Annotated in this window: 25 protein-coding genes; 23 read left to right on the forward strand and 2 right to left on the reverse strand. The window is 73.5% G+C overall.

The annotated features are described in order from the left end of the window. Positions 1-227 precede the first annotated feature (227 nt). Positions 228-584 carry a single-stranded DNA-binding protein gene (locus QMC84_RS21525; protein ID WP_300378556.1) on the forward strand — a complete coding sequence of 119 codons (357 nt, stop codon included), beginning with the start codon at positions 228-230 and terminating at the stop codon, positions 582-584. Here QMC84_RS21525 and QMC84_RS21530 read toward each other — a convergent pair. Next, positions 559-1,707, reverse strand: a complete 1,149-nt coding sequence (locus QMC84_RS21530) for a DUF1015 family protein (protein ID WP_300378558.1) — start codon at positions 1,705-1,707, stop codon at positions 559-561. The two genes, QMC84_RS21525 and QMC84_RS21530, sit on opposite strands and share 26 nt — an antisense overlap. A 47-nt stretch (positions 1,708-1,754) precedes the next feature. On the opposite strand from QMC84_RS21530, the gene QMC84_RS21535 reads away from it, so the two are divergent. The 13 genes from QMC84_RS21535 to QMC84_RS21595 all read left to right on the forward strand — a co-directional run bounded on the left by QMC84_RS21535 (position 1,755) and on the right by QMC84_RS21595 (position 16,999). Next, a complete protein-coding gene (locus tag QMC84_RS21535; RefSeq protein WP_300378560.1) occupies positions 1,755-2,753 on the forward strand; it encodes an HAD-IIA family hydrolase in 999 nt (332 codons plus the stop codon). Between the two features lie 10 nt (positions 2,754-2,763). Beyond that, entirely contained in the window at positions 2,764-2,976 is a 213-nt protein-coding gene (locus QMC84_RS21540) for a hypothetical protein (protein WP_300378562.1), read from the forward strand. Positions 2,977-2,987: 11 nt separating this feature from the next. Continuing rightward, on the forward strand, positions 2,988-3,827 hold the full coding sequence (locus QMC84_RS21545) for a TlyA family RNA methyltransferase (protein ID WP_300378564.1): 840 nt from the start codon (positions 2,988-2,990) through the stop codon (positions 3,825-3,827). Next, the gene (locus QMC84_RS21550; RefSeq protein WP_300378566.1) at positions 3,824-4,786 is read left to right on the forward strand and encodes an NAD kinase; all 963 of its coding nucleotides are present in this window, start codon (positions 3,824-3,826) and stop codon (positions 4,784-4,786) included. Before QMC84_RS21545 ends, QMC84_RS21550 begins: the two co-directional genes overlap by 4 nt. Continuing rightward, a complete protein-coding gene (gene recN, locus QMC84_RS21555) occupies positions 4,779-6,530 on the forward strand; it encodes a DNA repair protein RecN (protein WP_300378568.1) in 1,752 nt (583 codons plus the stop codon). The genes QMC84_RS21550 and recN overlap by 8 nt, the downstream gene beginning before the upstream one ends. Before the next feature lie 80 nt (positions 6,531-6,610). Beyond that, positions 6,611-7,783 (forward strand): putative cytokinetic ring protein SteA, encoded by a 1,173-nt coding sequence (steA, locus tag QMC84_RS21560; protein ID WP_300378570.1) that lies wholly within the window; start codon positions 6,611-6,613, stop codon positions 7,781-7,783. Beyond that, positions 7,780-8,646, forward strand: coding sequence for a copper transporter (locus tag QMC84_RS21565; protein ID WP_300378572.1), 867 nt, complete (start codon positions 7,780-7,782; stop codon positions 8,644-8,646). The genes steA and QMC84_RS21565 overlap by 4 nt, the downstream gene beginning before the upstream one ends. A gap of 60 nt (positions 8,647-8,706) precedes the next feature. Beyond that, positions 8,707-10,416, forward strand: coding sequence for a CTP synthase (locus tag QMC84_RS21570; RefSeq protein ID WP_300378574.1), 1,710 nt, complete (start codon positions 8,707-8,709; stop codon positions 10,414-10,416). A gap of 7 nt (positions 10,417-10,423) precedes the next feature. After that, entirely contained in the window at positions 10,424-11,002 is a 579-nt protein-coding gene (locus QMC84_RS21575) for an NUDIX hydrolase (protein ID WP_300378576.1), read from the forward strand. 46 nt (positions 11,003-11,048) lie between these two features. Then, positions 11,049-12,359 carry an SIR2 family protein gene (locus QMC84_RS21580; protein WP_300378578.1) on the forward strand — a complete coding sequence of 437 codons (1,311 nt, stop codon included), beginning with the start codon at positions 11,049-11,051 and terminating at the stop codon, positions 12,357-12,359. A 49-nt stretch (positions 12,360-12,408) separates the two neighbouring features. Beyond that, positions 12,409-13,524 (forward strand): alanine dehydrogenase, encoded by a 1,116-nt coding sequence (gene ald, locus QMC84_RS21585; protein ID WP_300378580.1) that lies wholly within the window; start codon positions 12,409-12,411, stop codon positions 13,522-13,524. Then, entirely contained in the window at positions 13,521-14,480 is a 960-nt protein-coding gene (xerD, locus tag QMC84_RS21590) for a site-specific tyrosine recombinase XerD (RefSeq protein WP_300378582.1), read from the forward strand. The genes ald and xerD overlap by 4 nt, the downstream gene beginning before the upstream one ends. 8 nt (positions 14,481-14,488) lie before the next feature. Continuing rightward, a complete protein-coding gene (locus QMC84_RS21595; protein ID WP_300378584.1) occupies positions 14,489-16,999 on the forward strand; it encodes a DEAD/DEAH box helicase in 2,511 nt (836 codons plus the stop codon). Positions 17,000-17,011: 12 nt separating this feature from the next. On the opposite strand, the gene QMC84_RS21600 is transcribed toward QMC84_RS21595, so the two are convergent. Next, on the reverse strand, positions 17,012-18,388 hold the full coding sequence (locus tag QMC84_RS21600; RefSeq protein WP_300378586.1) for a glycosyl hydrolase: 1,377 nt from the start codon (positions 18,386-18,388) through the stop codon (positions 17,012-17,014). 23 nt (positions 18,389-18,411) lie between these two features. On the opposite strand from QMC84_RS21600, the gene QMC84_RS21605 reads away from it, so the two are divergent. The 9 genes from QMC84_RS21605 to QMC84_RS21645 all read left to right on the forward strand — a co-directional run bounded on the left by QMC84_RS21605 (position 18,412) and on the right by QMC84_RS21645 (position 24,597). After that, entirely contained in the window at positions 18,412-18,723 is a 312-nt protein-coding gene (locus QMC84_RS21605) for a GNAT family N-acetyltransferase (protein WP_300378588.1), read from the forward strand. 264 nt (positions 18,724-18,987) lie between these two features. Beyond that, positions 18,988-19,989, forward strand: a complete 1,002-nt coding sequence (locus QMC84_RS21610; protein ID WP_366145769.1) for a ParA family protein — start codon at positions 18,988-18,990, stop codon at positions 19,987-19,989. After that, positions 19,986-20,336 (forward strand): hypothetical protein, encoded by a 351-nt coding sequence (locus QMC84_RS21615; RefSeq protein WP_300378592.1) that lies wholly within the window; start codon positions 19,986-19,988, stop codon positions 20,334-20,336. Before QMC84_RS21610 ends, QMC84_RS21615 begins: the two co-directional genes overlap by 4 nt. Then, on the forward strand, positions 20,333-21,301 hold the full coding sequence (locus QMC84_RS21620; RefSeq protein WP_300378594.1) for a segregation/condensation protein A: 969 nt from the start codon (positions 20,333-20,335) through the stop codon (positions 21,299-21,301). The genes QMC84_RS21615 and QMC84_RS21620 overlap by 4 nt, the downstream gene beginning before the upstream one ends. Beyond that, positions 21,291-22,019 carry an SMC-Scp complex subunit ScpB gene (gene scpB / locus QMC84_RS21625; protein ID WP_300378618.1) on the forward strand — a complete coding sequence of 243 codons (729 nt, stop codon included), beginning with the start codon at positions 21,291-21,293 and terminating at the stop codon, positions 22,017-22,019. Before QMC84_RS21620 ends, scpB begins: the two co-directional genes overlap by 11 nt. Then, positions 22,016-22,759: a pseudouridine synthase gene (locus tag QMC84_RS21630; protein ID WP_300378596.1), complete on the forward strand. Its 744-nt coding sequence runs from the start codon at positions 22,016-22,018 to the stop codon at positions 22,757-22,759. Before scpB ends, QMC84_RS21630 begins: the two co-directional genes overlap by 4 nt. 100 nt (positions 22,760-22,859) lie before the next feature. Further along, positions 22,860-23,378: a nitroreductase family deazaflavin-dependent oxidoreductase gene (locus QMC84_RS21635; RefSeq protein WP_300378598.1), complete on the forward strand. Its 519-nt coding sequence runs from the start codon at positions 22,860-22,862 to the stop codon at positions 23,376-23,378. A 44-nt stretch (positions 23,379-23,422) separates the two neighbouring features. Beyond that, positions 23,423-24,217, forward strand: coding sequence for an AraC family transcriptional regulator (locus QMC84_RS21640; protein WP_300378600.1), 795 nt, complete (start codon positions 23,423-23,425; stop codon positions 24,215-24,217). After that, positions 24,214-24,597, forward strand: a complete 384-nt coding sequence (locus QMC84_RS21645; protein ID WP_300378602.1) for a VOC family protein — start codon at positions 24,214-24,216, stop codon at positions 24,595-24,597. Before QMC84_RS21640 ends, QMC84_RS21645 begins: the two co-directional genes overlap by 4 nt. The last annotated feature ends 51 nt before the right edge of the window (positions 24,598-24,648 follow it).

The following is a 24,648-nucleotide window of genomic DNA, read 5'->3' on the forward strand; positions in this document are numbered from 1 at the left end:
GCGCCGATGGTACTGCAACCGAGAGGCTGTGGGAGAGTAGGACGCCGCCGGACATGATTTCGAGCAGGGCCACCCCGTGAGGGGTGGCCCTGCTTGCATTTCCGGGCCGGCGCCGGCCCGCCGACGGCTCACAGGAGGTCTCCGGACCCGGCTCTCCCCAGGCGCCGGCAGCTGGCGCCGGGTCTGTCCGGGGTCGCGGGCAGCGTGACGCCCGGAGGTGATCAGAGATGGCTACGAGCGGGTCTCGGACGGCCGAGGCGATCGAGAACGAGGTGCGGCTGGTCGGCAGGATCTCCCAGGCGCCGGAGGAGCGGGTGCTACCCAGCGGGGATGCGGTCTGGACGTTCCGGGTGGTGGTGCCACGGGCGCCCGGCGGCCGCTCCCGGCAGAGTGTCGACGCGCTGGAGTGCGCCGCGTGGTCGCCCCGGGCGCGCCGCTCGGTGAGCGGTTGGTGTGCCGACGACGTCGTCGAGGTGACCGGGTCACTGCGCCGCCGGTTCTTCCGGTCCGGCGGGGCGGTCGCGTCCCGCGTGGAGGTCGAGATGACCACCGGACGCATCATCCGTCGCGCAGCGAGCGGATGAGGACGCCAACGCTGGGCTTGGGTTGGAACGAGGTCGCCTTCTCCGGGAGCAGCCGGTCGGCGGCGGCGATGCCGAGCACCTGCGAGACATCGGGGGCGGGCATCAGGAGGGCGACGCCACGCCGCCGGCGGACAGCGGCCAGCGCCTCGTCCACGGCGTGCAGGTAGGACGTGCTCGTGGGCGGACGGGGCAGCGCCGGCACCAGGTCCTGGTGCAGCCACTCGACGACGGCACGGTCGGGGCCGATCGCCGGGCCCCTTGCCGGGCCCCTTGCCGGGCGCAGGGTCGCCCACCGGGTCCCGTCGCTGGCCACGACCGTGTCGGGGGCCAGCGCGGCCACCCCGCGGCGGCTGTCGGTGGCCTCGAACGAGGCCCCGACCCGCTGGGCGGCTTCCTGGAGGCCGGTGATCGTGACCCCGCCGAGCAGCCGGTGGATCGCGCCGAGGAACAGCGGTGTGTCGTCCTGGTCGACCAGCATGGCCAGGCCCGAGTCGGTGGCCGGTCCCGGCTGCAGCTCCTGCAGGCGTAGGTAGGCGGCGTAGCGGTGGTGCCCGTCGGCGATCAGCGCTCGGGTGTCCCGGAGCGCGGCGTCGATCCGTGCCAGCTCCTCCTCGGCCCGCAGCGCCCAGATGCGGTGCTGCTGCTGGGCGCGGTCGACGAAGGCCAGCTGGGGCGGTCGGGCCTGCACCTCCCCGAGCAGCTCGCGGGTGTCCGCCGAGCCCCGGTGCACCAGGAGGATCGGAGCCGGGTTGATCTGCATCTCCACCATCCGGGCCGCCAGCTCGTCGACCTGCGCGGGATGGATCCCCTCGTGCGGCAGCACCGCGACCTCCTCGCGGCTCCTGGCCCGACAGGAGAGGTCGAGCCCGCCGACCAGGCCGCGGACGGTGATCCCGCCGGCGGTGTACTCGTGGAGATAGACCGCGGGCCGGTCGTCGTGGGTCAGCTGCCCCCGCCGCTCCCAGCGGTCCAGACGATCGGGGACCCCCCGGTAGGGGCGAGTGAAGGCACGCACCGAGGCGAGGCCTCCGATCCGCCGCGGGGCCAGGGTGAGGCCGCGGAACGGGACGAGCTGCAGCGACCCTGCGCCGTGGGGTGGGGTGACCACGGCGCCGACGTCCATCGGAGCATCGTAGGGTGCAACCACAGCCGGTCCCTGAGGAGGTGCGCGTGCTCGGCACGTCGGAGCAGGTCCTGTGTCGCGCCTACGACCTGGCCATGCTGGACCTCGACGGGGTCGTCTACGTCGGGGGCAACGCGGTTCCGGGTGCGCCCGAGCACCTCGCGGAGGCCCGCGCCGCGGGCATGCGGCTGGCATTCATCACGAACAACGCCGGTCGGTCGCCGGGCACGGTCGCCGGCCACCTGCGCGAGCTCGGCGTCCCCGCTCAGGACGCGGACGTCGTCACGTCGGCCCAAGCGGCCGCGCGCCTGGTGCTCGAGCGCGTCGGTGCCGGCTCCCGGGTGGTGTGCCTCGGGGCCGATGGCCTGCGGGAGGCCGTGCACGCCGCGGGCCTGGTGCCGGTCGGCGCCGAGGACGACGCGGCCGTCGTGGTGACCGGCTACGGGCCCGACGTGCGCTGGCGCGACATCATGCGGGTCGCGGTCCGGATCCGCGACGGCCTGCCCTGGGTGGCCAGCAACACCGACCTGACGTTCCCGGCGGCCTTCGGGGTCGCTCCCGGGCACGGCGTGCAGGTGGAGATGCTGCGCCGGTTCTCCGGCGTCGACCCCGCGGTCGCGGGCAAGCCGGCGCGCCCGCTCCTGGACGAGACCGTCCGACGCGTCGGCGGCCGGCGCCCACTGATGGTCGGTGACCGGCTGGACACCGACATCGAGGGCGCTCGACTCGCGGGCCTCGACTCGCTGCTGGTGCTGACCGGCGTCACCGGCCTCGCCGAGCTGGTCGCGGCCCCGGCGCAGCTGCGGCCCACCTACCTGGCCCCCGACCTGGCCGGCCTGCTGGAGGAGCAGGTCGCTCCGAGCGCGGCCGAGGGCGGGTTCGCACTCCGCGGGTGGCACGCCGCGGCCGGCCGGGACGGGCTGCGGGTCACCGGTGACGGTGAGCCGGAGGACTGGTGGCGGGTGGTGGCGAGCGCGGCGTGGGAGCACCTCGACCGGTCCGGGGAACCGGTCCTGGTGTCAGGTCTCGAGGTCCCCGCGCGGTAGCCTCGGCGACATGAGCGAGGACCCGGACCTCCCCGTCCCCGACGAGCCGGAGACGATCCCGACCGAGCCCGAGCGGGTGCGCACGGGTGTGGCCGACGTGGACGAGGTGATCGCGGCGGTCGAGCAGCTCGAGGAGCGCCCGGTCGAGGAGCACGTCGCCGTCTTCGAGACCGCCCACGACCGGCTCCGCCGCGCCCTGGACCACCCCACCGAACAGGCCTGACGGCCCCGACCGTGCCGCCGCGACGCCTGCGCCTCGACGCCGAGCTGGTCCGCCGCGGACTGGCTCGCTCCCGTGAGCACGCCAGCGAGCTGATCGACCTGGGACGGGTCAAGGTCTCCGGAGCCGTCGCGACCAAGCCGGCGACCGGGGTGACCACCGACGTCGCGATCGTGGTGGTCGAGGACCCGGACCGGCCCGACTACGTCTCCCGCGGCGGCCACAAGCTCGCCGGTGCGCTCGCCGTCTTCGAGCCGGCCGGCCTCGTCGTGGCCGGCCGCCGGTGCCTGGACGCCGGCGCGTCGACCGGCGGGTTCACCGACGTCCTGCTGCGCCACGGTGCGGCCGAGGTCGTCGCGGTCGACGTCGGCTACGGGCAGCTCGCGTGGCGGCTCCGGCAGGACGAGCGGGTCTCCGTGCACGACCGGGTGAACGTCCGCGAGCTGGTGGCCGAGACGATCGGCGGCGGCGTCGACCTGGTGGTGGGCGACCTGTCCTTCATCTCGCTGGTCCTCGTGCTCGACGCCCTGCTCGGCGTCACCGAGCCCGACGGCGACCTGGCGCTCATGGTCAAGCCCCAGTTCGAGGTCGGGAAGGAGCGGGTCGGCAAGGGCGGCGTGGTCCGCGACCCGGCGCTGCGCGCCGAGGCGGTCGCCGGGGTCGCGGCGGCGGCCGCCGCCCGCGGCTGGGGCGCCCGGATGATCGCGACCAGCCCGCTGCCCGGCCCCTCGGGCAACGTGGAGTTCTTCCTGTGGCTGCGACGCGGGGCCGCCGAGCTGGACGAGGCCGGCATCCACACCGCGGTGCGCGCCGCGGCCCCGCCGGGGGTGCCGGGTGAGAGGGTGGACCCGTGACGACCGGCGACCCAGACGAGCCCCGCCGTGTGCTCCTCCTCGCTCACATCGGGCGCGAGGACGCGCGTGAGGTCGCTCGCGCCTTCGTCAAGGCGCTGACCGCCCACGGCCTGGTCGTGCGGGTCCTCGCCAACGAGGTCATCGAGCTCGGCCTGGACACCGCCTTGATCGAGGTCGTCACGGGCGGCGACGCGAGCGCCGGCTGCGAGCTGGTGCTGGTCGTCGGCGGCGACGGCACGATTCTGCGCGCCGCCGAGATCACCCACGACTCCGGCGTACCCGTGCTGGGCGTCAACCTCGGCCATGTCGGCTTCCTGGCCGAGGCGGAGTACGACGACCTCGAGTCGACCATCGAGGCCGTCGTCCACCGCCGCTACACCGCCGAGGACCGCCTCACCCTCGACGTCACCGTGCACCGCGACGGTGAGGTGGTCAACCGCACCTGGGCGCTCAACGAGGCCAGCGTCGAGAAGGCGGCCCGCGAGCGGATGCTCGAGGTGGTCGTCGAGGTCGACGGCCGCCCGCTGTCGCGCTGGGGCTGCGACGGCGTGGTCTGCGCGACCCCCACCGGGTCGACCGCCTACAACTTCAGCGCCGGCGGACCGATCGTGTGGCCCGGCGTGGAGGCCCTGCTGATGGTGCCCATCAGTGCGCACGCCCTGTTCGCGCGGCCGATGGTCGTCGCGCCCACGTCGGTGCTCGCCGTCGAGGTGCTGGCCCGCACCGAGGGTGCCGGGGTGCTGTGGTGCGACGGCCGCCGGACCGTCGACCTGCCGCCCGGCGCGCGGATCGAGGTGCGCCGCGGCGCCCAGCCGGTCCGCCTGGTCCGGCTGCACCAGGCGCCGTTCACCGACCGGCTGGTCGCGAAGTTCGGCCTGCCGGTCTCCGGCTGGCGCGGCTCGACCGAGCGCCGGCGCCGACTCGCCCAGGAAGCCGCCCCCGAGGGCCGCGATGCTTGAGGAGATCCGGATCAGCTCGCTCGGGGTGATCGACTCCTCGACCTTGGAGCTCGGACCCGGCCTGACCGTGATCACCGGTGAGACCGGGGCCGGCAAGACGATGATCGTCACGGCCCTCGGCCTGCTGCTCGGCGGTCGGGCGGACAGCGGTGCGGTGCGCACCGGCGCCCGAACCGCCCGGGTGGAGGGCGTCGTCCGGGTCGGCGACCTCGCGGGGTTCGCGGCCGCGGTCGACGAGGCCGGGGGAGAGGTGGAGGACGACCGGGTCGTCCTGGCGCGCAACGTGTCGGCCGAGGGCCGGTCCCGGGCCTACGTCGGCGGCGCGACGGTGCCCGTGTCCTCGCTGGCCGCCGTCGCCGAGCCGCTGGTCGCCGTGCACGGCCAGTCGGACCAGCACCGGCTCCTCCAGGCGCGGGCGCAGCGTGAGGCACTGGACCGGTTCGGCGGCGAGCCCCTGGCGGCACTGCTGGCGACCTACACCGACCTGCACCGCCGGCTCGAGGCGACCGAGCGCGAGCTCGACGAGGTCGTGGCCAGCGCCCGCGATCGCGCCCAGGAGGCCGACCTGCTGCGGTTCGGCCTCGGCGAGATCGAGGGGGTGGCTCCCGAGCCCGGCGAGGACCTCGCCCTGGCGGCCGAGGAGTCCCGGCTCGGCTTCGCCGACACCCTGCGGTCCGCGGCCGAGCAGGCGCGGGAGGTGCTCTCCAGCGAGCAGGGCGACCCCGACGCGCTGGCGACCGCGTCCGCCGCCCGCACCCTGCTGGACGGGGTCCGCGAGCACGACGCGGAGGCGGGCGAGCTGGCCGACCGGCTCGCCGAGCTCACCTACCTGCTCTCCGACCTGGCCGCGGACGTCGCGTCGTACGCCGCCCGGATCGACACCGACCCGGCCCGGCTGGCCGCGGTCTCCGAGCGCCGGGCGGCGCTGACCGCGCTGACCCGCAAGTACGGCGACACCATCGACGAGGTGCTGGCCTGGTCGCAGCGCTCCGCGACCCGGCTCCTCGACCTCGACCACACCGACGAACGGATCGAGGAGCTGCGCGCTCAGCAGGCCGACCTGCGCCGTGACCTCGGCGCCGCGGCGCTCGCCCTGTCCACCGCCCGTACCGAGGCGGCCGGCCGGCTCGCCGAGGAGGTCACTGCCGAGCTTGCGCTGCTGGCGATGCCGCATGCCCGGCTGAGCGTCGAGACTCGCCAGCACGAGGTGGAGGCGCCGAGCCCCGGCAGCCACGGACCCCTCCTCGTCGACGGCCGCTGGCTGCGGCACACCTCGTCCGGGATCGACGAGGTCGAGCTGCTGCTCGCCGCGAACACCGGGTCCGAGCCGCGCCCGCTCAGCAAGGGCGCCTCGGGAGGTGAGCTCTCGCGCGTGATGCTGGCGCTCGAGGTCGCCCTCGCCGGCACCAGCCCGGTGCCCACCTTCGTCTTCGACGAGGTCGACGCCGGCGTCGGCGGCGCCGCGGCCGTGGAGGTGGGCCGCCGGCTCGCCCAGCTGGCACGCAGCGCCCAGGTGCTCGTGGTGACCCACCTGCCCCAGGTCGCGGCGTACGCCGATCGCCACGTCGTGGTCGAGAAGTCCTCCGACGGCACCGTCACCAGCTCCGGGCTCACCGTGCTCGACGACGAGCAGCGCGAGCGGGAGCTGTCCCGGATGCTCGCCGGCCTGGCGGACTCCGACACCGCTCTGGCGCACGCGCGGGAGCTCCTCGACGTCGCCCAGGAGACCCGCGCGGCCGGCTGAGTGTCGAGCCGGCGGGCGACGCGCCCGGGGTGCGGCGATGCCGGGCCCGGCGCGGTCCGCCTGGCAGCATGGACGCGGTCATGAGGATGCCCGTACGACAACGCCCAGCAATCGGTCGCTCAGGCGTCGTCGGCACCGCTCGCGTCGATCGCCGGACCCGCGCCCTCCTGCCGCGGCTGCGCCCCGGTGACGTGGCCGTGCTCGACCACACCGACCTCGACCGGACCACCGCCCAAGCCCTCGTGGACGCCGGTGTCGTGGCCGTCGTCAACGCCGCGCCGATGATCTCCGGGCGCTATCCGAGCCTCGGCCCGGAGGTCCTGGTCGCCGCCGGGATCACGGTCGTCGACCAGGTGGGGAGCGCCGGCCTGGCCGCGATCGCCGACGGTGGTGTCGTCCGGGTCGACGGCGGGACCGTCCTGGTCGAGGACCGCCCCGTCGCCGTCGGCCGGCAGGTCGACGGCGACACGGTCGCCCGTGAGCTGACGGCCGCGCGGGACGGACTGACCGCCCACCTCGAGACGTTCACCCACAACACCGCCGAGTTCCTGCGGCGCGAGCAGGACCTGCTCCTGCACGGTCTCGGGGTCCCGCGGCCGGCGACCCGGATCGCGGGCCGACCGGTCGTCGTCGTGGCGCGCGGGCACGAGCACGCCCACGAGCTCGCGCTGGTGCGGACCTTCCTGCGCGAGCAGCACCCCGTGCTCGTCGGCGTCGGGCGCGGCGCCGACGTGCTGCGCGAGGCGAGGCTGCGCGCGGACGTCGTGGTCGTCGACGCGACCGCGGACGAGACCGAGATCCCGAGCGCGAAGGCGCTGAAGGCCGCGCGGGACGTGGTCGTGCGCACCGACCGGGGCGCCGGCCGGTCCGCTGTCGAGCACCTCGAACGCCTCGGGATCCGACCGCTGCGCTTCGAGTCCGGCGCGACCCCCGAGGACGCCGCCCTCCTGCTGGTGGCCGCCGCCGACGCCGCCCTGATCGTCGGGGTCGGCCTGCGCGCCACCCTCGAGGAGCTCCTGGACAGCCAGCGAGCGGGCTTGGCCAGCACCTACCTGACCCGCCTCAAGGTCGGGCAGCGGTTGGTCGACGCCGCCGCCGTCCCCCATCTCTACGCGGGGCGGGTACGCCCCCGGCACCTGCTCCTGGTCATGCTGTCCGGGCTGATCGCCCTCGGCGCCGCCGTCGGCGTCACACCCGTGGGCCAGGAGTGGGCCGACGCCCTGGCCGACCTCCTGCAAGGACTGCTCCCGTGATCTCCTACCGCCACCACATCGTCTCGCTGGTCGCCGTCTTCCTGGCCCTGGCGATCGGCGTCGCCCTCGGCGGCGGACCGCTCTCCGACCTCGGCCGCGACGACCAGTCCGCGTCGGCGACCACGAAGGCGCACCGGGCCACGGTGCGCAGCGCGTCGTTCGGCGACGAGTTCGCCGCGGCGAGCGCGGCGGCTCTGTACGACGGCCGTCTGCGCGGCCACCCGGTCTCGCTGGTGCGGATGCCCGGCGCCAGCGGTGAGGTCGTCAGCGCGCTCGGGGCCGAGATCGAGGCGGCCGGTGGCAGCATCGCCGGGAGCTACGAGGTGCAGCCCACGCTCACCGACCCCGCAGAGAAGTCGTTGGTCGACACGCTGGGCAGCCAGCTGGCGACCCAGCTCGGGACCGGCGCGGTGACCGCGGATGCCTCGACGTACGTCCGCCTCGGCCAGCTGGTCGGCCTCGCGGTCGCGGACACCGAGCAGCCGAGCGCGGACGCCGTCTCGGTGCGCCAGAGCCTGGCCGGCGCCGACCTGCTCGCCTCGCCCGAGGGTGCGGTCCGTGCCCCGGTCGTGCTGGTCGTGCTGGGCGAGCCGGCGAACCCGGCCATCCTGTCCGGCCTGCTCGCCGGCCTGGCCGCGAAGGCGGTCGGTGTCGTGGCCGCCGGTGACACCGCGGCGTCGGCGGGCTCGGGGGACCTGGCGGCGCTGCGCTCGGAACCGGTCGCCGATCGGGTCGCGACCGTGGACGGCGCCGACACCGCCCTGGGCCAGGTCACCACCGTGCTCGCCCTGATCCGGTCGACGTCGGTGCAGGGCGGATCCTTCGGTGCGTCGGGCGCGGACGGGGCCGTTCCGCTGAAGTGATGAGGACCCGCCGCTCGCCGTGACCGGTTCCGGTCGCGGGATCCCGTAGGATGGAGTTCCGTGAACCAGGCGACGCCCACCAAGCACGTGTTCGTGACCGGAGGCGTCGCCTCCTCGCTCGGGAAGGGCCTGACGGCGTCCAGCCTCGGCAGCCTCCTGCGATCGCGTGGTCTGCGCGTCACGATGCAGAAGCTCGATCCCTATCTCAACGTCGATCCCGGGACGATGAACCCGTTCCAGCACGGCGAGGTGTTCGTCACCAACGACGGCGCCGAGACCGACCTCGACATCGGCCACTACGAGCGGTTCCTCGACACCGACCTGAGCCAGATCGCGAACGTCACCACGGGCCAGGTCTACTCCAACGTGATCGCCAAGGAGCGCCGCGGCGACTACCTCGGCGACACCGTCCAGGTGATCCCGCACATCACCAACGAGATCAAGGACCGGATCCTCGCGATGGGCCGGACCCAGGTCGACGGGCAGCCCGTGCACGTGGTGATCACCGAGGTCGGCGGCACCGTCGGCGACATCGAGTCGCTGCCGTTCCTGGAGGCCGCACGCCAGGTGCGCCACGACATCGGCCGCGACAACTGCTTCTTCCTGCACGTCTCGCTGGTGCCCTACATCGGTCCGTCGGGCGAGCTGAAGACCAAGCCGACTCAGCACTCGGTGGCCGCGCTGCGCCAGGTCGGCATCCAGCCGGATGCCATCGTGTGCCGGGCCGATCGTGAGCTGCCGCCGTCGATCAAGCGCAAGATCTCGCTGATGTGCGACGTCGACCAGGAGGCCGTCGTCACCGCGGCCGACGCGCCGTCGATCTACGACATCCCGAAGGTCCTGCACCGCGAGGGCCTGGACGCCTACCTGGTGCGCCGGCTCGACCTGCCGTTCCGTGACGTGGACTGGACGGTGTGGGACGACCTGCTGCGCCGCGTGCACCACCCGAAGGAGGAGGTGACGGTCGCGCTCGTCGGCAAGTACGTCGACCTGCCCGACGCGTACCTGTCGGTGGCCGAGGCGCTGCGCGCCGGCGGGTTCGCCCACGAGGCCAAGGTCCAGCTGCGCTGGGTCGCCTCGGACGAGTGCCAGACTCCGGCCGGCGCGGCGCGCAACCTCCAGGACGTCGATGCGATCTGCGTGCCCGGCGGGTTCGGGGTCCGCGGCATCGAGGGCAAGCTGGGCGCGCTCACCTACGCCCGTACGCACGGCATCCCCACGCTGGGACTGTGCCTGGGGCTGCAGTGCATGGTGATCGAGTACTCCCGCACCGTGCTCGGACTCGAGAAGGCCGGCTCCACGGAGTTCGACCCCGACACGCCGGAGCCGGTGATCGCGACCATGGCCGAGCAGAAGGCGTTCGTCGAGGGCGCCGGCGACCTCGGCGGCACGATGCGCCTGGGCCTCTACCCGGCAGCCCTCAAGGAGGGCACCATCGCCCGAGAGGTCTACGGCAGCGGGCAGATCGAGGAGCGGCACCGGCACCGCTACGAGGTCAACAACGCCTACCGCGACCAGCTCGAGGACGCCGGACTGGTCTTCTCCGGCACCTCGCCGGACAACCACCTGGTCGAGTTCGTCGAGCTGCCCCGTGCGGCGCACCCGTACTACATCTCGACCCAGGCGCACCCCGAGCTGCGCTCCCGCCCGACCCGGCCGCACCCGCTCTTCGCGGGCCTGATCGGCGCGGCCATCGAGCGGCAGCGCGAGCTGCGGTTCCCCATCGACGAGTCCGGGCTGCGCCGCGAGCCCGAGCCCGACGAGGACTGAGCCGCCGGTGCCCGAGCTCGCCGACCGGCCCGAGGCGTGGCCGGTCGTGGACAGCAGCCTTCGCTACGACGGCGGCTGGGTGGTGAAGGTCCGCGAGGACCGGATCCGGCGGCCCGGCCACCCCGAGGAGGAGCCGTTCACCCGGCTGGTCGTCGAGCATCCGGGAGCAGCGATCATCCTCGCGGTCGACGAGCAGGACCGGGTGCTGTGCCTGTGGCAGTACCGGCACGCCGTGGCCCGCACCCTGGTCCAGCTGCCCGCCGGCCTGTGCGACGTCGACGGGGAGGACGCCGCCGAGGTCGCGCGCCGCGAGCTCGTCGAGGAGGCCGGGCTCGAGGCGGACCGGTGGACCCACCTGGCCTCGACGTACTCCTCCCCGGGGTTCACCGCCGAGCAGGGCCACTACTTCCTCGCCGAGGGGCTGCGCGACGTCGGACGGGGCGACTTCCGGCTCGAGCACGAGGAGGCCGAGATGACGGTCGGCTGGGTGCCCTTCGCCGAGCTGCACGAGGCCGTGGTCGCCGGACGCCTCGCCGACGCCCACCTGGCGCTGGCGGTGCTCCTCGCCGCAGCGCGCCGCCACTAGCGGGTTATCGGGACTTCCGGCCCCGCGACCGCCTACGGTTCGACCCATGCGTCCCGAGATCGAGGCCGATGGTCAGGCAACCGACGGCGGCACCCTGGTGCCCCAGCACCTGGTCGACCAGATCGTCGCCGGCCGGTGTGTCGCGTTCGTGGGCGCCGGGTTCGCCGCACCCGCCGTGCCGGCGTGGCAGACGCTGCTGCGCGGCCTGGCGGACCGGGCGGGCCTGGACGATGACACCTCCGCCTGGGTCGCCCAGCTCGTCGAGCACGGGGGGTCACGCGACCTCGAGGCCGCGGCCCAGGTGCTGCACACCGCGATGGGGGACGCGTTCGACCCGGCGCTCGCGGGCATCCTCGCCACCGAGGGGCGCCCGGACGCGATCGCCGGGCGGCGCCGGCTGTTGGCCGGCATCCCGTTCGACGCGATCCTGACCACCAACTTCGACCCGTTCCTGGTGGGCAGCGTGCCCGGCCCGGACGCGTACCAGCAGATCCTGCGCGACCCGCCGCACCGGTGGTGGGAGCCGAGGTACTGGACCGAGGAGTCGCCCGGCGCACCGGTCGTGAAGCTGCACGGCGAGATCGGCCCGCTGGGCGACACCGTCGTGTTCACGCAACGCGACTACCGGGACCGGCTCTACAGCAGTCCGGCGTACATGACCTTCCTGCGCTCGCTGTTCGCGACCAGCACCGTGCTGTTCCTCGGCGTGTCGTTCACCGACGCCTACCTCAACGAGCTGCGCTCCGAGGTGCTGGCGATGATCGACCAGCGCGAGGAAGACCCGCCGGTCGCGTACGCCGTGCTGCCGGACGTGGCGCCGCACCAGGCGCGCTACCTGCATCAGCACGAGGGTCTCGGGACGATCACCTTCGACACCGCCGGCGGCACTGACTGGTCGGGCTTCGACCGGGTGCTCGAGGGCATCCACGCGGCCACCAACCCGCAGGCACAGCTGGGCGCCGCCCTGGCCGGGCGGACGGTGCTGTGGGTCGACTCCAGCGCCGACGACACCGCCTTCGGCCGCACCGTCCTGGCCGAGGCGGCCGGTCGCCGTGACACGAGGGCCCGCATGGTGCAGGTCGAGTCCGCGGCCGCGGCGGTCGCCTGGCTGCGACAGGACCGTGCCGACCTCGTCATCGCCGACCTGGCCGCGGGCAGCGACGGTGCTCCGGCGGCCGAGAGACTGTTGACCACGATGCGCCGGGAGGACCTGCGAGCACCGGTCGTCGTGCTCTCCCAGGAGCCCGTCACCGCGGTCGAGCGATTGCGGATGCTCTCGCTCGGTGCGAGCGAGGTCGCGAGCGGATGGGCCGACCTCTTCCGGGAGCTGACCCGGATCTACGCTCTCCGGGAGTAGGCTCGCGCAGCCACAACGGCGTGGCGCTGAGAACCGAAGGAGCGATGCGGTGAAGGTGGGCGTCCCCAAGGAAGTCAAGAACAACGAGTACCGGGTGGCGATCACGCCCATCGGTGTGCACGAGCTGACCGCACACGGTCACGAGGTGTACATCGAGCGCGGCGCCGGCGAGGGGTCCTCGATCCACGACGAGGAGTACGTCGCGGCCGGCGCGCGGATCGTCCCGGACGCGGACAGCACCTGGGGCGACGTCGAGATGGTCCTCAAGGTCAAGGAGCCGATCGCCGAGGAGTACCACCGACTCCGCGACGGACTGACGCTGTTCACCTACCTGCACCTGGCGGCGGACAAGAAGCTGACCGCGAAGCTGCTCGAGACCAAGGTCACCGCGCTCGCGTACGAGACCGTGCAGCTGCCGTCGGGTGGCCTGCCCCTGCTGTACCCGATGTCCGAGGTCGCCGGCTGCCTGGCGCCGCAGGTCGGTGCGTACTGCCTGATGCGTGCCCAGGGCGGCCGCGGGGTGCTGATGGGCGGCGTCGGCGGCGTCGCCAACGCCAAGGTCGTGATCATCGGCGCCGGCGTCTCGGGCCAGAACGCCGCCAACATCGCGCTCGGCATGGGGGCCGACGTCACCCTGCTCGACACCGACCTGGACAAGCTGCGGCTGTCGTTCTGGCGCTACAACAACCGGGTGCACGGCCTGGCGTCCTCGAAGCTCGCCATCGAGCAGCAGGTCACCGAGGCCGACCTGGTCATCGGGGCGGTGCTGATCCCCGGGGCCGCCGCGCCCAAGCTGATCAGCAACGAGCTGGTCTCCCGGATGAAGCCCGGCTCGGTGCTCGTCGACATCGCGGTCGACCAGGGCGGCTGCTTCGAGGACACCCGGGCGACCACGCACGCGGACCCGACCTACCAGGTCCACAACTCGACCTTCTACTGCGTGGCGAACATGCCCGGCGCGGTCCCGAACACCTCGACCTACGCGCTCACGAACGCCACGCTGCCCTACGTCGTCGCCGTCGCGGACAAGGGCTGGCAGCAGGCCGGTCGCGACGACCACAGCCTCGCCCTCGGCCTGAACACCCACGCGGGACGACTCACGAACGCGCCGGTGGGAGCGGCGGTCGGGATCACGGCCGACCCGCTGGACTCCGTCCTGACGTGAGCGACCCCGCGTCGGACGACGTCGCGCGTGCGGTCCGGACCTACCTCGACCACCTCACGGTCGAGCGGGGGCTGGCGAAGAACACGCTGACGTCGTACCGGCGCGACCTGCGGCGCTACCAGGAGTACCTCGCCGAGTGCGGGGTGGCGCGGCTCGCGGACGTCACCGAGGGCACCGTCACGGCGTTCCTCGTGCGGTTGCGGGAGGGGGACCAGGACCACCCCGCGCTGAGCTCCACCTCGGCCGCCCGGACCGTGGTCGCCGTGCGCGGCTTCCACCGGTTCGCGGTCGCGGACGGCCTCACCACCACAGACCCGGCCGGTGCGGTGAAGCCGCCGACCCCGGCCAAGCGACTGCCCAAGGCGCTGCCGCTGGCCGACGTGGAGGCGATCCTGGAGGCAGCAGGGGCGCCGGGGACCACGCTGGCCCTGCGCGACCGGGCGCTGCTGGAGGTCCTCTACGGCACTGGAGCGCGCATCTCGGAGGCGGTCGGGCTGGATGTCGACGACCTCGACTGGGGGGAGTCCGGGACGGACGGCACCGTGCTCCTGCGCGGCAAGGGCGGCAAGGAACGGCTGGTCCCGATCGGCTCCTACGCGCGGGAGGCGGTCGACGCCTACCTCGTGCGGGGCCGGCCCGAGCTGGTGGCGGCCGCCACTCGCGCGAGCACCGGAGGCGCCCTGTTCCTCAACGCGCGTGGTGGCCGGCTCTCGCGGCAGTCGGCGTGGGCGGTCCTGGTCCGGGCCGCCGAGCGGGCCGGCGTCACCCGGGCCGTCTCGCCGCACACGCTCCGGCACTCCTTCGCGACGCACCTGCTCGACGGCGGCGCCGACGTCCGCGTCGTGCAGGAGCTGCTCGGCCACGCCTCGGTGACCACCACCCAGGTCTATACGCTCGTGACGGTGGACAACCTGCGCGAGGTCTTCGCCACCGCCCATCCGCGTGCGCGCGACTGAAGGACGCTGTGACGGACCTGCTCGACGAGATCACCGCGGCGGCCGCCGCGCGGGGGCTGACCCTCTACCCGCACCAGGAGGAGGCGATCCTCGCGGTGCTGGCCGGCGACAACGTCGTGCTGGCCACCCCGACCGGGTCCGGCAAGTCACTGGTGGCGGAGGCCGCGCACCGAGCCGCGCTGGCCGAGGACCGGGTCTCGTTCTATACCGCGCCGATCAAGGCACTCGTGAGCGAGAAGTTCTTCGCGCTCGTCGCGGAGTTCGGTGCCGACGACGTCGGCATGCTGACCGGGGACGCCTCGGTGAACCCCGACGCGCCGATCATCTGCTGCACCGCCGAGGTGCTCGCGAACATCGCGCTGCGCGAGGGCTCTCACGCCGACGTCGGACTGGTCGTGATGGACGAGTTCCACTACTACGCCGAGCCGGACCGCGGCTGGGCCTGGCAGGTGCCGCTGCTGGAGCTCCCGCAGGCCCAGTTCCTGCTGATGTCGGCGACCCTGGGGGACATGTCGGACATCGCCACCGACCTGAGCGCCCGCAACGGGCGGGACACCACCGTGGTCGCCGACGCCGAACGCCCGGTGCCGCTGAGCTTCAGCTGGGTGATGACGCCGCTGGCGGAGACGCTCGAGGAGCTGGTGACGACCGGGCAGGGCCCGGTCTACGTCGTGCACTTCACGCAGAAGGACGCGGTCGAGCAGGCGACCGCGCTCCTCAAGGCCGGCTGGCTGCCCAAGCCGGACCTGGGGGACCGGCTGGCGGCGACCCGGTTCGGCGCCGGCTTCGGCAAGACCCTGTCCAAGCTGCTGCGACGGGGGATCGGCGTGCACCACGCTGGGATGCTGCCGCGGTACCGCCGGCTGGTCGAGCAGCTGGCGCAGGAGGGCCGGCTGAGCGTGATCTGCGGCACCGACACGCTCGGCGTGGGCATCAACGTCCCGATCCGCACGGTGCTGTTCACCGGGCTCGCGAAGTTCGACGGCAGCCGGCAGCGGATCCTGCGGACCCGGGAGTTCCTGCAGATCGCCGGCCGGGCGGGCCGGGCCGGCTTCGACACGGCCGGGTTCGTCGTGGTCCAGGCGCCCGAGCACGTCATCGAGAACGAGAAGGCGAAGGCGAAGGTCGCGGCGCGGCAGGCGGCGGGGAAGAAGAACTCCAAGGCCCAGCTCCGCAAGCCGCCCGAGGGCACGGTCGTGTGGAGCGAGCAGACCTTCGACAAGCTCGTCGCGGGCGAGCCCGAGCCGCTGACGTCGCGGATGAAGGTCGACAACGCCATGTTGATCGGCGTCCTCGCTCGGGAGGAACCAGCCTTCCCGGTCCTGCGAAGGCTCCTTCAGGACAACCACGAGGACCGCCGTCGCCAGCTGCAGCTGTCCCGCCGAGCCCTGCGGCTGGGCCGCTCCCTGGTTCGTTCCGGCGTCGTGTCGCGGCTCGACGAGCCGGATGCCTTCGGTAGGCGGTACGTGGTCACCGTGGACCTGCCGCCGGACTTCGCGCTCAACCAGCCGCTGGCGCTGTTCGCCCTCGCGGCCCTCGACGTCCTCGATCCCGAGGCCGAGACCCACACCCTGGACATCGTCTCGGTCGTCGAGGCGGTGCTGGAGGGGCCGCGCCAGGTCCTGTTCCAGCAGCAGCACGTCGCGCGCGGCGAGGCGATCGCGGAGATGAAGGCCGACGGCCTGGAGTACGACGAGCGGATGGCGCTGCTCGAGGACGTCACCTGGCCGCAGCCGCTCGCCGAGCTGCTGGAGGCGACGTACGAGATCTACCGCGAGCGGCACCCGTGGCTGCGCGAGGACGCGCTGCAGCCGAAGTCGATCGTGCGCGAGATGTACGAGCAGGGGATGAGCTTCACCGACTTCGTCGGCCGCTACCAGCTCGCCCGGTCCGAGGGCCTGGTGCTGCGCTATCTGACCGACGCCTACCGGACGCTGCGCCAGACGGTCCCCGACCAGCACCGCACGCCGGAGCTGGAGGATCTCGTCGAGTGGCTCGGCGAGACCGTGCGGCAGACCGACTCCTCGCTGCTCGACGAGTGGGAGGCGCTCGCGGACCCCGAGCACGCCCGCACGGACGTGGCCCACCACGAGCCGCCGCCCTCACCACGGCCGATCTCCAAGCAGGACCGGGCGTTCCGGGTGATGGTCCGCAACGCGATGTTCCGGCGGGTCGAGCTGGTCGCCCGCGACGACCTCGACGGGCTGGTGGCGCTCGAGCGGGCCGCGGCCGACCGCACCGACCCGCCCGGGGAGGTGGTGATGACCCGGTCGGCCTGGGACGCCGCGATCGAGGACTACTACGCCGAGCACGACGAGGTGCGGCTGGACTCCGACGCGCGCGGTCCCGACCTGTTGGCGATCACGCCGTCCACGCGGACCTGGCAGGTCGTCCAGACGATCCACGACCCGGCCGACCACCACGACTGGGTGATCGAGGCCGAGGCCGACCTGGACGCCTCGGACGAGGCCGGGGAGCTGGTCCTGCACACCCTGGCGATGCGCCGGCTGGGCGACTGACCGCGGCTCGGCTCAGCGCAGGTAGCACAGGGCGTTGGGGCAGGAGTCCAGCCAGGTGGTACCACCGGCGAGCGACGACAGCTGCTTCTTGCCGGCGGCGTCGTCGAACCACAGCATCGCCCAGGCCGGCCTCGGGGCCAGCGCCTTGGCGGTACGCGTGACGACGGCCGGGTTCCAGGCTCCGGTCGCGCTCTCCTCGGGGCCGACCTCGGTGATCGCGAGGCGCTCGACCCGCTCGGCCACCGCCGCGTAGCCGGTCATGTCGAGGCGGTCGCGCGGGTCGGCGTCGGGCCCCTCCGGGTCGTAGCTGTCGATGCCGGCGATGTCGACGCGCGCCGGCAGCAGCCGTTCCGGCGCCCGGATCCCGGACCAGGTGCGGGCCGCGAAGGAGTAGGCCCACACGACGTTGTGGACCCCGGCGTCCCACGCCCGGCGCTGCATCATCGCCCACAGCCGCCGGTAGGTCGTCGGGTCGGGCTTGCCCCACCAGAACCAGCCGCCGTTCGCCTCGTGGAACGGTCGCAGGACGACCGCGACACCGGCCTCCTGGAAGCGCTGGAGCAGCGCCAGCTTGCTGTCGAAGTCGGCCCAGAACCGGGCACCCTCCGAGGAGGTGGGGCTCAGCAGGGCATCGAGGGAGGTCCAGCTGCGATCCCATGCCGGCCGGGCGGTGTGCGGGTTCGTGGTGTGCCAGGAGGCCGAGAGGACCGCGCCCTGCTGCGCGAGCGCGACCAGCGTGTCGAGGGGCGGGGCCGGGAACTGGTAGGTCTCGCCCGCGGCCAGCTCCTCGAGGTCGAAGCCGACGACAGAGACCCGGCGGGGGGCGAGGGCCGTCAGCGGGGCGAGGTAGTCGATGTTGGACACGTTGAGCTGCTGGCCGACACCCATCAGACCGGCCGCCCGCCACCGGTCCAGGCGCGCGGCCAGGCAGCGCGCGGCGGCGTCGGCGTCGGGGTCCACCAGCGCGATCCGAGGGGTGCACGAGGCGGCCGTGTAGACCTTCAGCGTCAGCTTGGCTGACACCTTGCGCGGCAGGTCGTCGGTCGCCTCGGCGATCACCCGGAGCGCCTGGGGGCCGGCGAGGGTCGTGTCGAGGGGGACGACGGCGCGCCCCCGGGCGTCGCCGGTCGCGCTGCCGACGACCGTCCAGCTCGCCTCCACGAGGCGCTGCACCGTGAAGGAGCGCCCCGGTCGTGCCGGCGTCGCCTGCGCCACCAGCGCGCTCGGCTCGCCGACCGTCACCACGGGAGGGGCCAGCCGTGCGGTCAACGTCGTACCGGCCCGCTCGACCGGCGCGGGGCGCGCGGACGCAGGGGTGGCCCCGGACGCGATCGTTCCCCCCGTGAGCAACCCCGCCAGCAGGGCCAGGACGGCCGCACGTGGGCGCACAGCGCCAGTCTAGAGTCGGTGACATGAGCGACGTCGCGACTTCACACAATCCCGCCCAGAGCCGCTACGAGGCCCATATCGACGGCGAGCTCGCGGGATACGCCGAGTACCAGCTCACCGACGAGCTGGTGACCTTCACCCACACGGAGGTCTTCGACAGGTTCGAGGGCAAGGGTGTCGGCTCGGCGCTGGCCCGCTACGGCCTCGACGACGTGCGGGCGGACGGCACCCGCAAGGTGCTGCCGCTGTGCCCGTTCATCAAGGGCTGGATCGGCAAGCACCCCGACTATGTCGACCTCGTGTACGGCGCCGGGACCTCGCCGGAGACCGACTGACGCCGGCCCCGCTCCTCCACAGGCCTGTGCACAGGCGCCGCGTGCCTGTGCAACCAGCGCCGCGCGAGTGCACAGTCCATCAACAGATTTCCCCGACGGCCTGCGGGTTTCCGACTTCGGGTTGTCGATGTCGAAACACCGGTCCTAGAGTCGCCCGCGGGTCGGCAACATGTCGTCGTGTCGACAAGTCGGTGAGGAGCGGGGATGACTGCAGGCGGCGCCTTCGGAGGAACGTCCAGCCCGGTCGGGAGCGCCGCCGGCGCGATGCCCCCGCTGATCCGCACCCCAGCCCCCACGCACGACCACACACCAGAAGCCGGAGATGACCTGCCCGTGGCCGACCCGCTGCCCTTCGAGCGTCCGCCCGCCGACACCGAGACGCCCGCACTCGGCCCGACCGGGCGTCCGCTGCCCGTCCTCCCCGAGCCGGGACCGGTCGCCGAGCCCGGCCCGGCCCGGGTCGTGTCGATGTGCAACCAGAAGGGCGGCGTCGGCAAGACCACGACGACGATCAACCTCGGCGCGTCGCTGGCCGAGCTCGGTCGCAAGGTGCTGCTGGTCGACTTCGACCCCCAGGGCTCGCTGTCCGTCGGGCTGGGGCTGAACCCCCACGAGATGGACCTGACGGTCTACAACCTGCTGATGCAGCGCGACGTCGACATCCACGAGGTGATCGTGCCGACCGTGGTCCCCGGCATGGACCTGCTGCCCTCCAACATCGACCTCTCGGCGGCCGAGGTGCAGCTGGTGCACGAGGTGGCGCGCGAGCAGACCCTCCAGCGGGTGCTCGCACCCGCACTGGAGAAGTACGACGTCGTCCTGATCGACTGCCAGCCCTCGCTCGGGCTGCTGACGGTCAACGCGCTCACCGCCTCCGACGGCGTGATCGTCCCGCTGGAGTGCGAGTACTTCGCGCTGCGCGGCGTCGCGCTGCTCAAGACCACGATCGACAAGGTGCGCGAGCGGCTCAACCCCAAGCTGGAGATCGACGGCGTGCTCGGCACCATGTACGACGGCCGCACCCTGCACAGCCGCGAGGTCATGGAGCGGCTGGTCCAGGCCTGGGGCGACACGGTGTTCCACACCGTGATCCGGCGCACGGTCAAGTTCTCCGACTCCACGGTGGCCGGCGAGCCGATCACGACCTACGCCTCGGCCTCGGCCGGCGCCGACTCCTACCGCCAGCTCGCCAAGGAGGTGCTCGCCCGGACCCAGCGCGACCGGTCGGGTGCCGCCGCGCCCGATTCCGGGGGGGCCCCGGAGTGAGCCGACGGGTGAGCCTCCCCGCCGCCGACGACCTGTTCCGCCCGACCGCCCCGGCTGCGGCGGACCGCAGCGCTCCGGAGGCCGGAGCAGCCGACCCGGCCGACGACCGGGGGAGCGGTCGGGCCAGGAGGCCCAGCGGCCGGGTGCGGCACGACGAGAAGATGACGGTCTACGTCACCTCCGACGAGCTGCTCGAGCTCGAGCACGCCCGGCTGCTGCTGCGCCGCTCGCACGGGCTGGCCGTCGACCGGGGACGGATCGTGCGCGAGGCGATCGCGCTGGTGCTGGCCGACCTCGAGGCGCAGGGCGACGAGAGCGCGCTGGTCCGACGGTTGACCGACGGATGACCGTCGCTCCGGTCGAGAGCAGCGGCGAGGCGCCGGCGTTCGAGGTACGCCTCGACAACTTCGAGGGCCCGTTCGACCTGCTGCTGAGCCTGATCGCCAAGCACAAGCTCGACATCACCGAGGTGTCGCTCTCGACCGTCACCGACGAGTTCATCGCCCACGTGAAGGCGGGCGGGTCCGCCGAGAACCCGGCGCAGTGGGACCTGGAGCAGACGACGTCCTTCCTGTTGGTCGCCTCGACGCTGCTGGACCTCAAGGCGGCGCGCCTGCTGCCGCAGGGCGACATCGAGGACGAGGAGGACCTGGCGCTCCTCGAGGCCCGCGACCTGCTGTTCGCGCGGCTGCTGCAGTACCGCGCGTTCAAGCAGGTCGCCGCGGTGCTCGCGACCCGGCTGGCCTCCGAGTCCAGGCGGCACCCGCGGGCGGTCGGGCTGGAGGAGCGGTACGCCGGCCTGCTGCCGGAGGTGCTGATCGGGATCGGGCTCGACCAGTTCGCCCAGCTGGCCGCCAGGGCGCTCGAGCCCAAGCCGGTGCTGGAGCTGTCGCTGCAGCACATCCACGCGGCCCGGGTGAGCGTCCGCGAGCAGGCCGCGCTCGTCGTCGACCGGCTGCGGCGCAGCGGCACGATGACGTTCCGCGCGCTCTGCGGCGACTCCCCGGACCGGCTGACCACCGTGGCGCGGTTCCTGTCGCTGCTCGAGCTGTTCCGGGAGGGCGCCGTCGCCTTCGACCAGGTGACGCCACTGGGCGAGCTGACCGTACGGTGGACCGGGGACGACGACGCGGACGTCGATGAGCTGATCACCGACGAGTTCGACGGCGCGCCGCCCGAGGCGAGCGCCGTACCGGAGGGAGAGACCGATGACCGAGACGCAACCCGAGACCGAGACGGTGACGCAGCCGGAGACCCAGCCGGTGCCGCAGCCGGAGACCCAGCCGGAGACCCAGGGCGAGATGACGGCTGAGGCGGCGGAGACGCTCGCGGTGCCGGTGGCCGAGCTGCGGCCGGCGCTGGAGGCGCTGCTGATCATCGCGGACCAGCCGATGGACACGATGACCCTGGCCACGGCGGCGGGCTACCCGGTCGGCGAGGTGAGCGCGGCCCTCGAGGGGCTGGCGGCGGAGTACACCGAGCAGCGCCGCGGCTTCGAGCTGCGCCACGTGGGCGGCGGCTGGCGCTACTACACCCGCGACGAGTTCGCCGCCGTCGTCGAGGGCTTCGTGCTCGACGGTCAGCAGGCACGGCTCACCCAGGCCGCGCTCGAGACGCTGGCGGTGGTGGCCTACAAGCAGCCCGTCTCCCGGGCGCGGGTGTCGGCCATCCGCGGCGTGAACGTCGACGGCGTGATGCGCACGCTGTTGACCCGCGGGCTGGTCGAGGAGGCCGGCCGGGACCACGAGACCGGCGCGAACCTCTACCGGACCACGACCTACTTCCTGGAGCGGATCGGGGTGACCTCGCTCGACGACCTGCCCGAGCTCGCGCCGTACCTGCCCGACATGGACGACCTCGAGGACGAGCTGGCCGAGATGGCGGCGCCGGTGGCGCCCGAGGCAGCGCACGAGTCCGTGCCCGAGCCCGTGCCCGAGTCCGTGCCCGAACCGGACCCGCAACCGGGGCACCCGCACTCGCCGCACAGCGGCGACGGGACCGAGCCCGACGGCGGGACCGAGCCGACGTGATCGAGACCGACGAGGACGGCCTGGTCCGTCTGCAGAAGCTGCTCGCCCAGTCCGGCGTCGCGTCGCGTCGCAAGTGCGAGGAGCTGATGCTCGAGGGGCACGTCGTCGTCGACGGCGAGGTCGTGACCCGGCTCGGCACCAAGGTCGACCCGCGCACGGCGGTGATCCGCGTCGACGGCAAGCGGCTGCCGCCGGTCTCGGAGAAGGTCTACCTGGTGCTCAACAAGCCGCGGGGCGTGGTGTCGACCATGTCGGACCCGGAGGGACGGCGCACCCTGTCCGACCTGGTCGCGGACCGGCCCGAGCGGCTCTTCCACGTCGGACGTCTCGACACCGACACCTCCGGGCTGCTGCTGCTCACCAACGACGGTGACTTCGCGCACCGGATGGCGCACCCGTCCTACGAGGTCGACAAGACCTACGTCGCGGAGGTCGAGGGCGAGGTCTACCGGCGCACGATCAAGCAGCTGCTCGAGGGGGTCACCCTCGACGACGGGCCGGTCACCGTGTCGCAGGCGCGGATCGTGGAGGCGACCCCGGCGAAGTCGATCGTCGAGGTGGTCATCCACGAGGGGCGCAACCGGATCGTGCGCCGGCTGCTCGACCACGTCGGCCACCCGGTGCGCCGGCTGACCCGCACCGCCATCGGGCCGGTCGCGCTCGGGCGGCTGCCCAGCGGCGGATTGCGCGACCTGACCCGCGAGGAGCTCGGCGAGCTGCTCGACACCGCGCAGCTGTAGGAGAGCCCCGCGGCGCCCGCACCGACTGCGCCGACTCTTCCTCGGCTCTTCCTCGGCCGATTCGCCTCCGGGCCGGTGTCGTGGTGGCTAGCGTCGTCCCATGAGCGTCGCCTCCGAGCTCTCCTACCAGCCGAGGCCGGCCAACCCGGTGCAGCGCGCGGTCCAGGCGTTCGGTGCCTCGCGCCCCGGGGCGTGGCTCTTCGCCCGGATCCTGCCGCCGCTCGACACGCTGGTACAGCGCCTCACCCGGCGCCGGCACACCCTGCCGAGCCTGCTCGCCGGGCTCCCGGTCGTCGACCTGACGACCACGGGGCGGCGCAGCGGGCGGCCGCGCACGGCGCACCTGATCGCAGTGCCGTACGGCGAGGCGCTGGCCGTGCTGGGCACCAACTTCGGCCAGGCCTCGACGCCGACCTGGGTGCTCAACCTGGAGGCCGACCCGCACGCTCGGCTGACCTACCGGGACCGGTCCGTCGACGTGGTGGCGCGGCCCCTGGTCGGCGACGAGGCCGAGGAGCTGCTCGGGCGCGCCGAGCGACTCTACGCGGGCTACCGCAGGTACCAGACGCGGATCACCGGCAGGCGGCTGCGGATCTTCGCGCTCGAGCCACGGCGCTGAGCCGAGGCCGGGGCCGGGTCGGCGCCCGTGGGTACTGTCCTGCCATGCGCTCGCCGCTGGCGCCGTACGTCGCGTCCCTGGTCGGTTACGACGTCGACCTCGGTGGGCCCGGCGTGCACCGAGGGCTCCCGTCGACCACGCTGACGTTCGTGCTGCCCGTCGGGGAGCCGCTCGACGTGGCCTGGTACGGACGGCCCGAGAGCCGCTCGCGCCGGTGGTCAACCCTCTCGGGACTGCACGTCGGCCCCGCCGAGATCCACCACGACGGGACCCAGACCGGCGTGCAGCTCGCCCTCACGACGGCCGGCGCCCGGGCGCTGCTCGGCCTGCCCGCCTCCGCGCTCGCCGGCGAGCTGGTCGAGCTGGAGGACGTCGCCCCGTGGCTGCGCGACCTGCCCCAGCGGCTCGCCGAGAGCACGCCCGTGGACCGGGTGCCGCTGGTCGAGCGGGCGCTGCTGGCCACGCTGGCGCGGCACGACGGACGGGGACCGCGCCACGAGGTCGGCCGGGCGCTGGACCGGCTCCGGTGCGGTGCCGGGGTGCAGCAGGTCGCCGACGAGGTCGGCTTCAGCCGGCGCCGGCTCAGCGACCTCGTGCGGGCCGAGTGCGGACTGGCCCCGAAGCAGGTGCAGCGCCTGGGGCGGTTCGAGGCCTCGCGCGCCCTGCTCGGCCGACTGCCGCTCGCCGAGGTGGCCCTGCGCTGCAGGTTCGCCGACCAGGCGCACCTGGCGCGCGAGTGGGCTCAGCTGGCCGGCTGCTCGCCGACGACCTGGTTGCGCGAGGAGTTCCCATTCCTTCAAGACCTCGACGGGGCGGATCCGGCAGGCTCGGTCCCATGAGCAACGCAGCAGACATCCGGCTCTGGCACACGATGACCTTCCGTGACACCGACGCGATGATCGCCTGGCTCTCCGCGATCGGGTTCGTCGAGCACGCGACCTACCGCGATGAGGCCGACCCGGGCGTCGTGGTGCATGCCGAGTGGGTGTGGCCCGGCGGCGGCGGGATCATGTTCGGCAGCCAACGGCCCGACGCGGCCGTCGCGAATGCGGGCGGCTCCGCGGCGTACCTCGTGACCGACGACCCCGACCTGGTCTTCCAGCGCGCGGTCGAGGCCGGGGCGACGGTCCTGCGCGAGATGGTCGACCAGGACTACGGCGGCAGTGTCGCCGACCCGGAGGGCAACCACTGGTCCTTCGGCAGCTACCAGCCGTCGTGACGAGCTCGGCCGAGGGGCCGTGTTGCGAGACCGAGGGACGGCGAGCCACCG

The organism is Nocardioides sp. (genome assembly GCF_030019515.1).
Taxonomy (GTDB): domain Bacteria; phylum Actinomycetota; class Actinomycetes; order Propionibacteriales; family Nocardioidaceae; genus Nocardioides.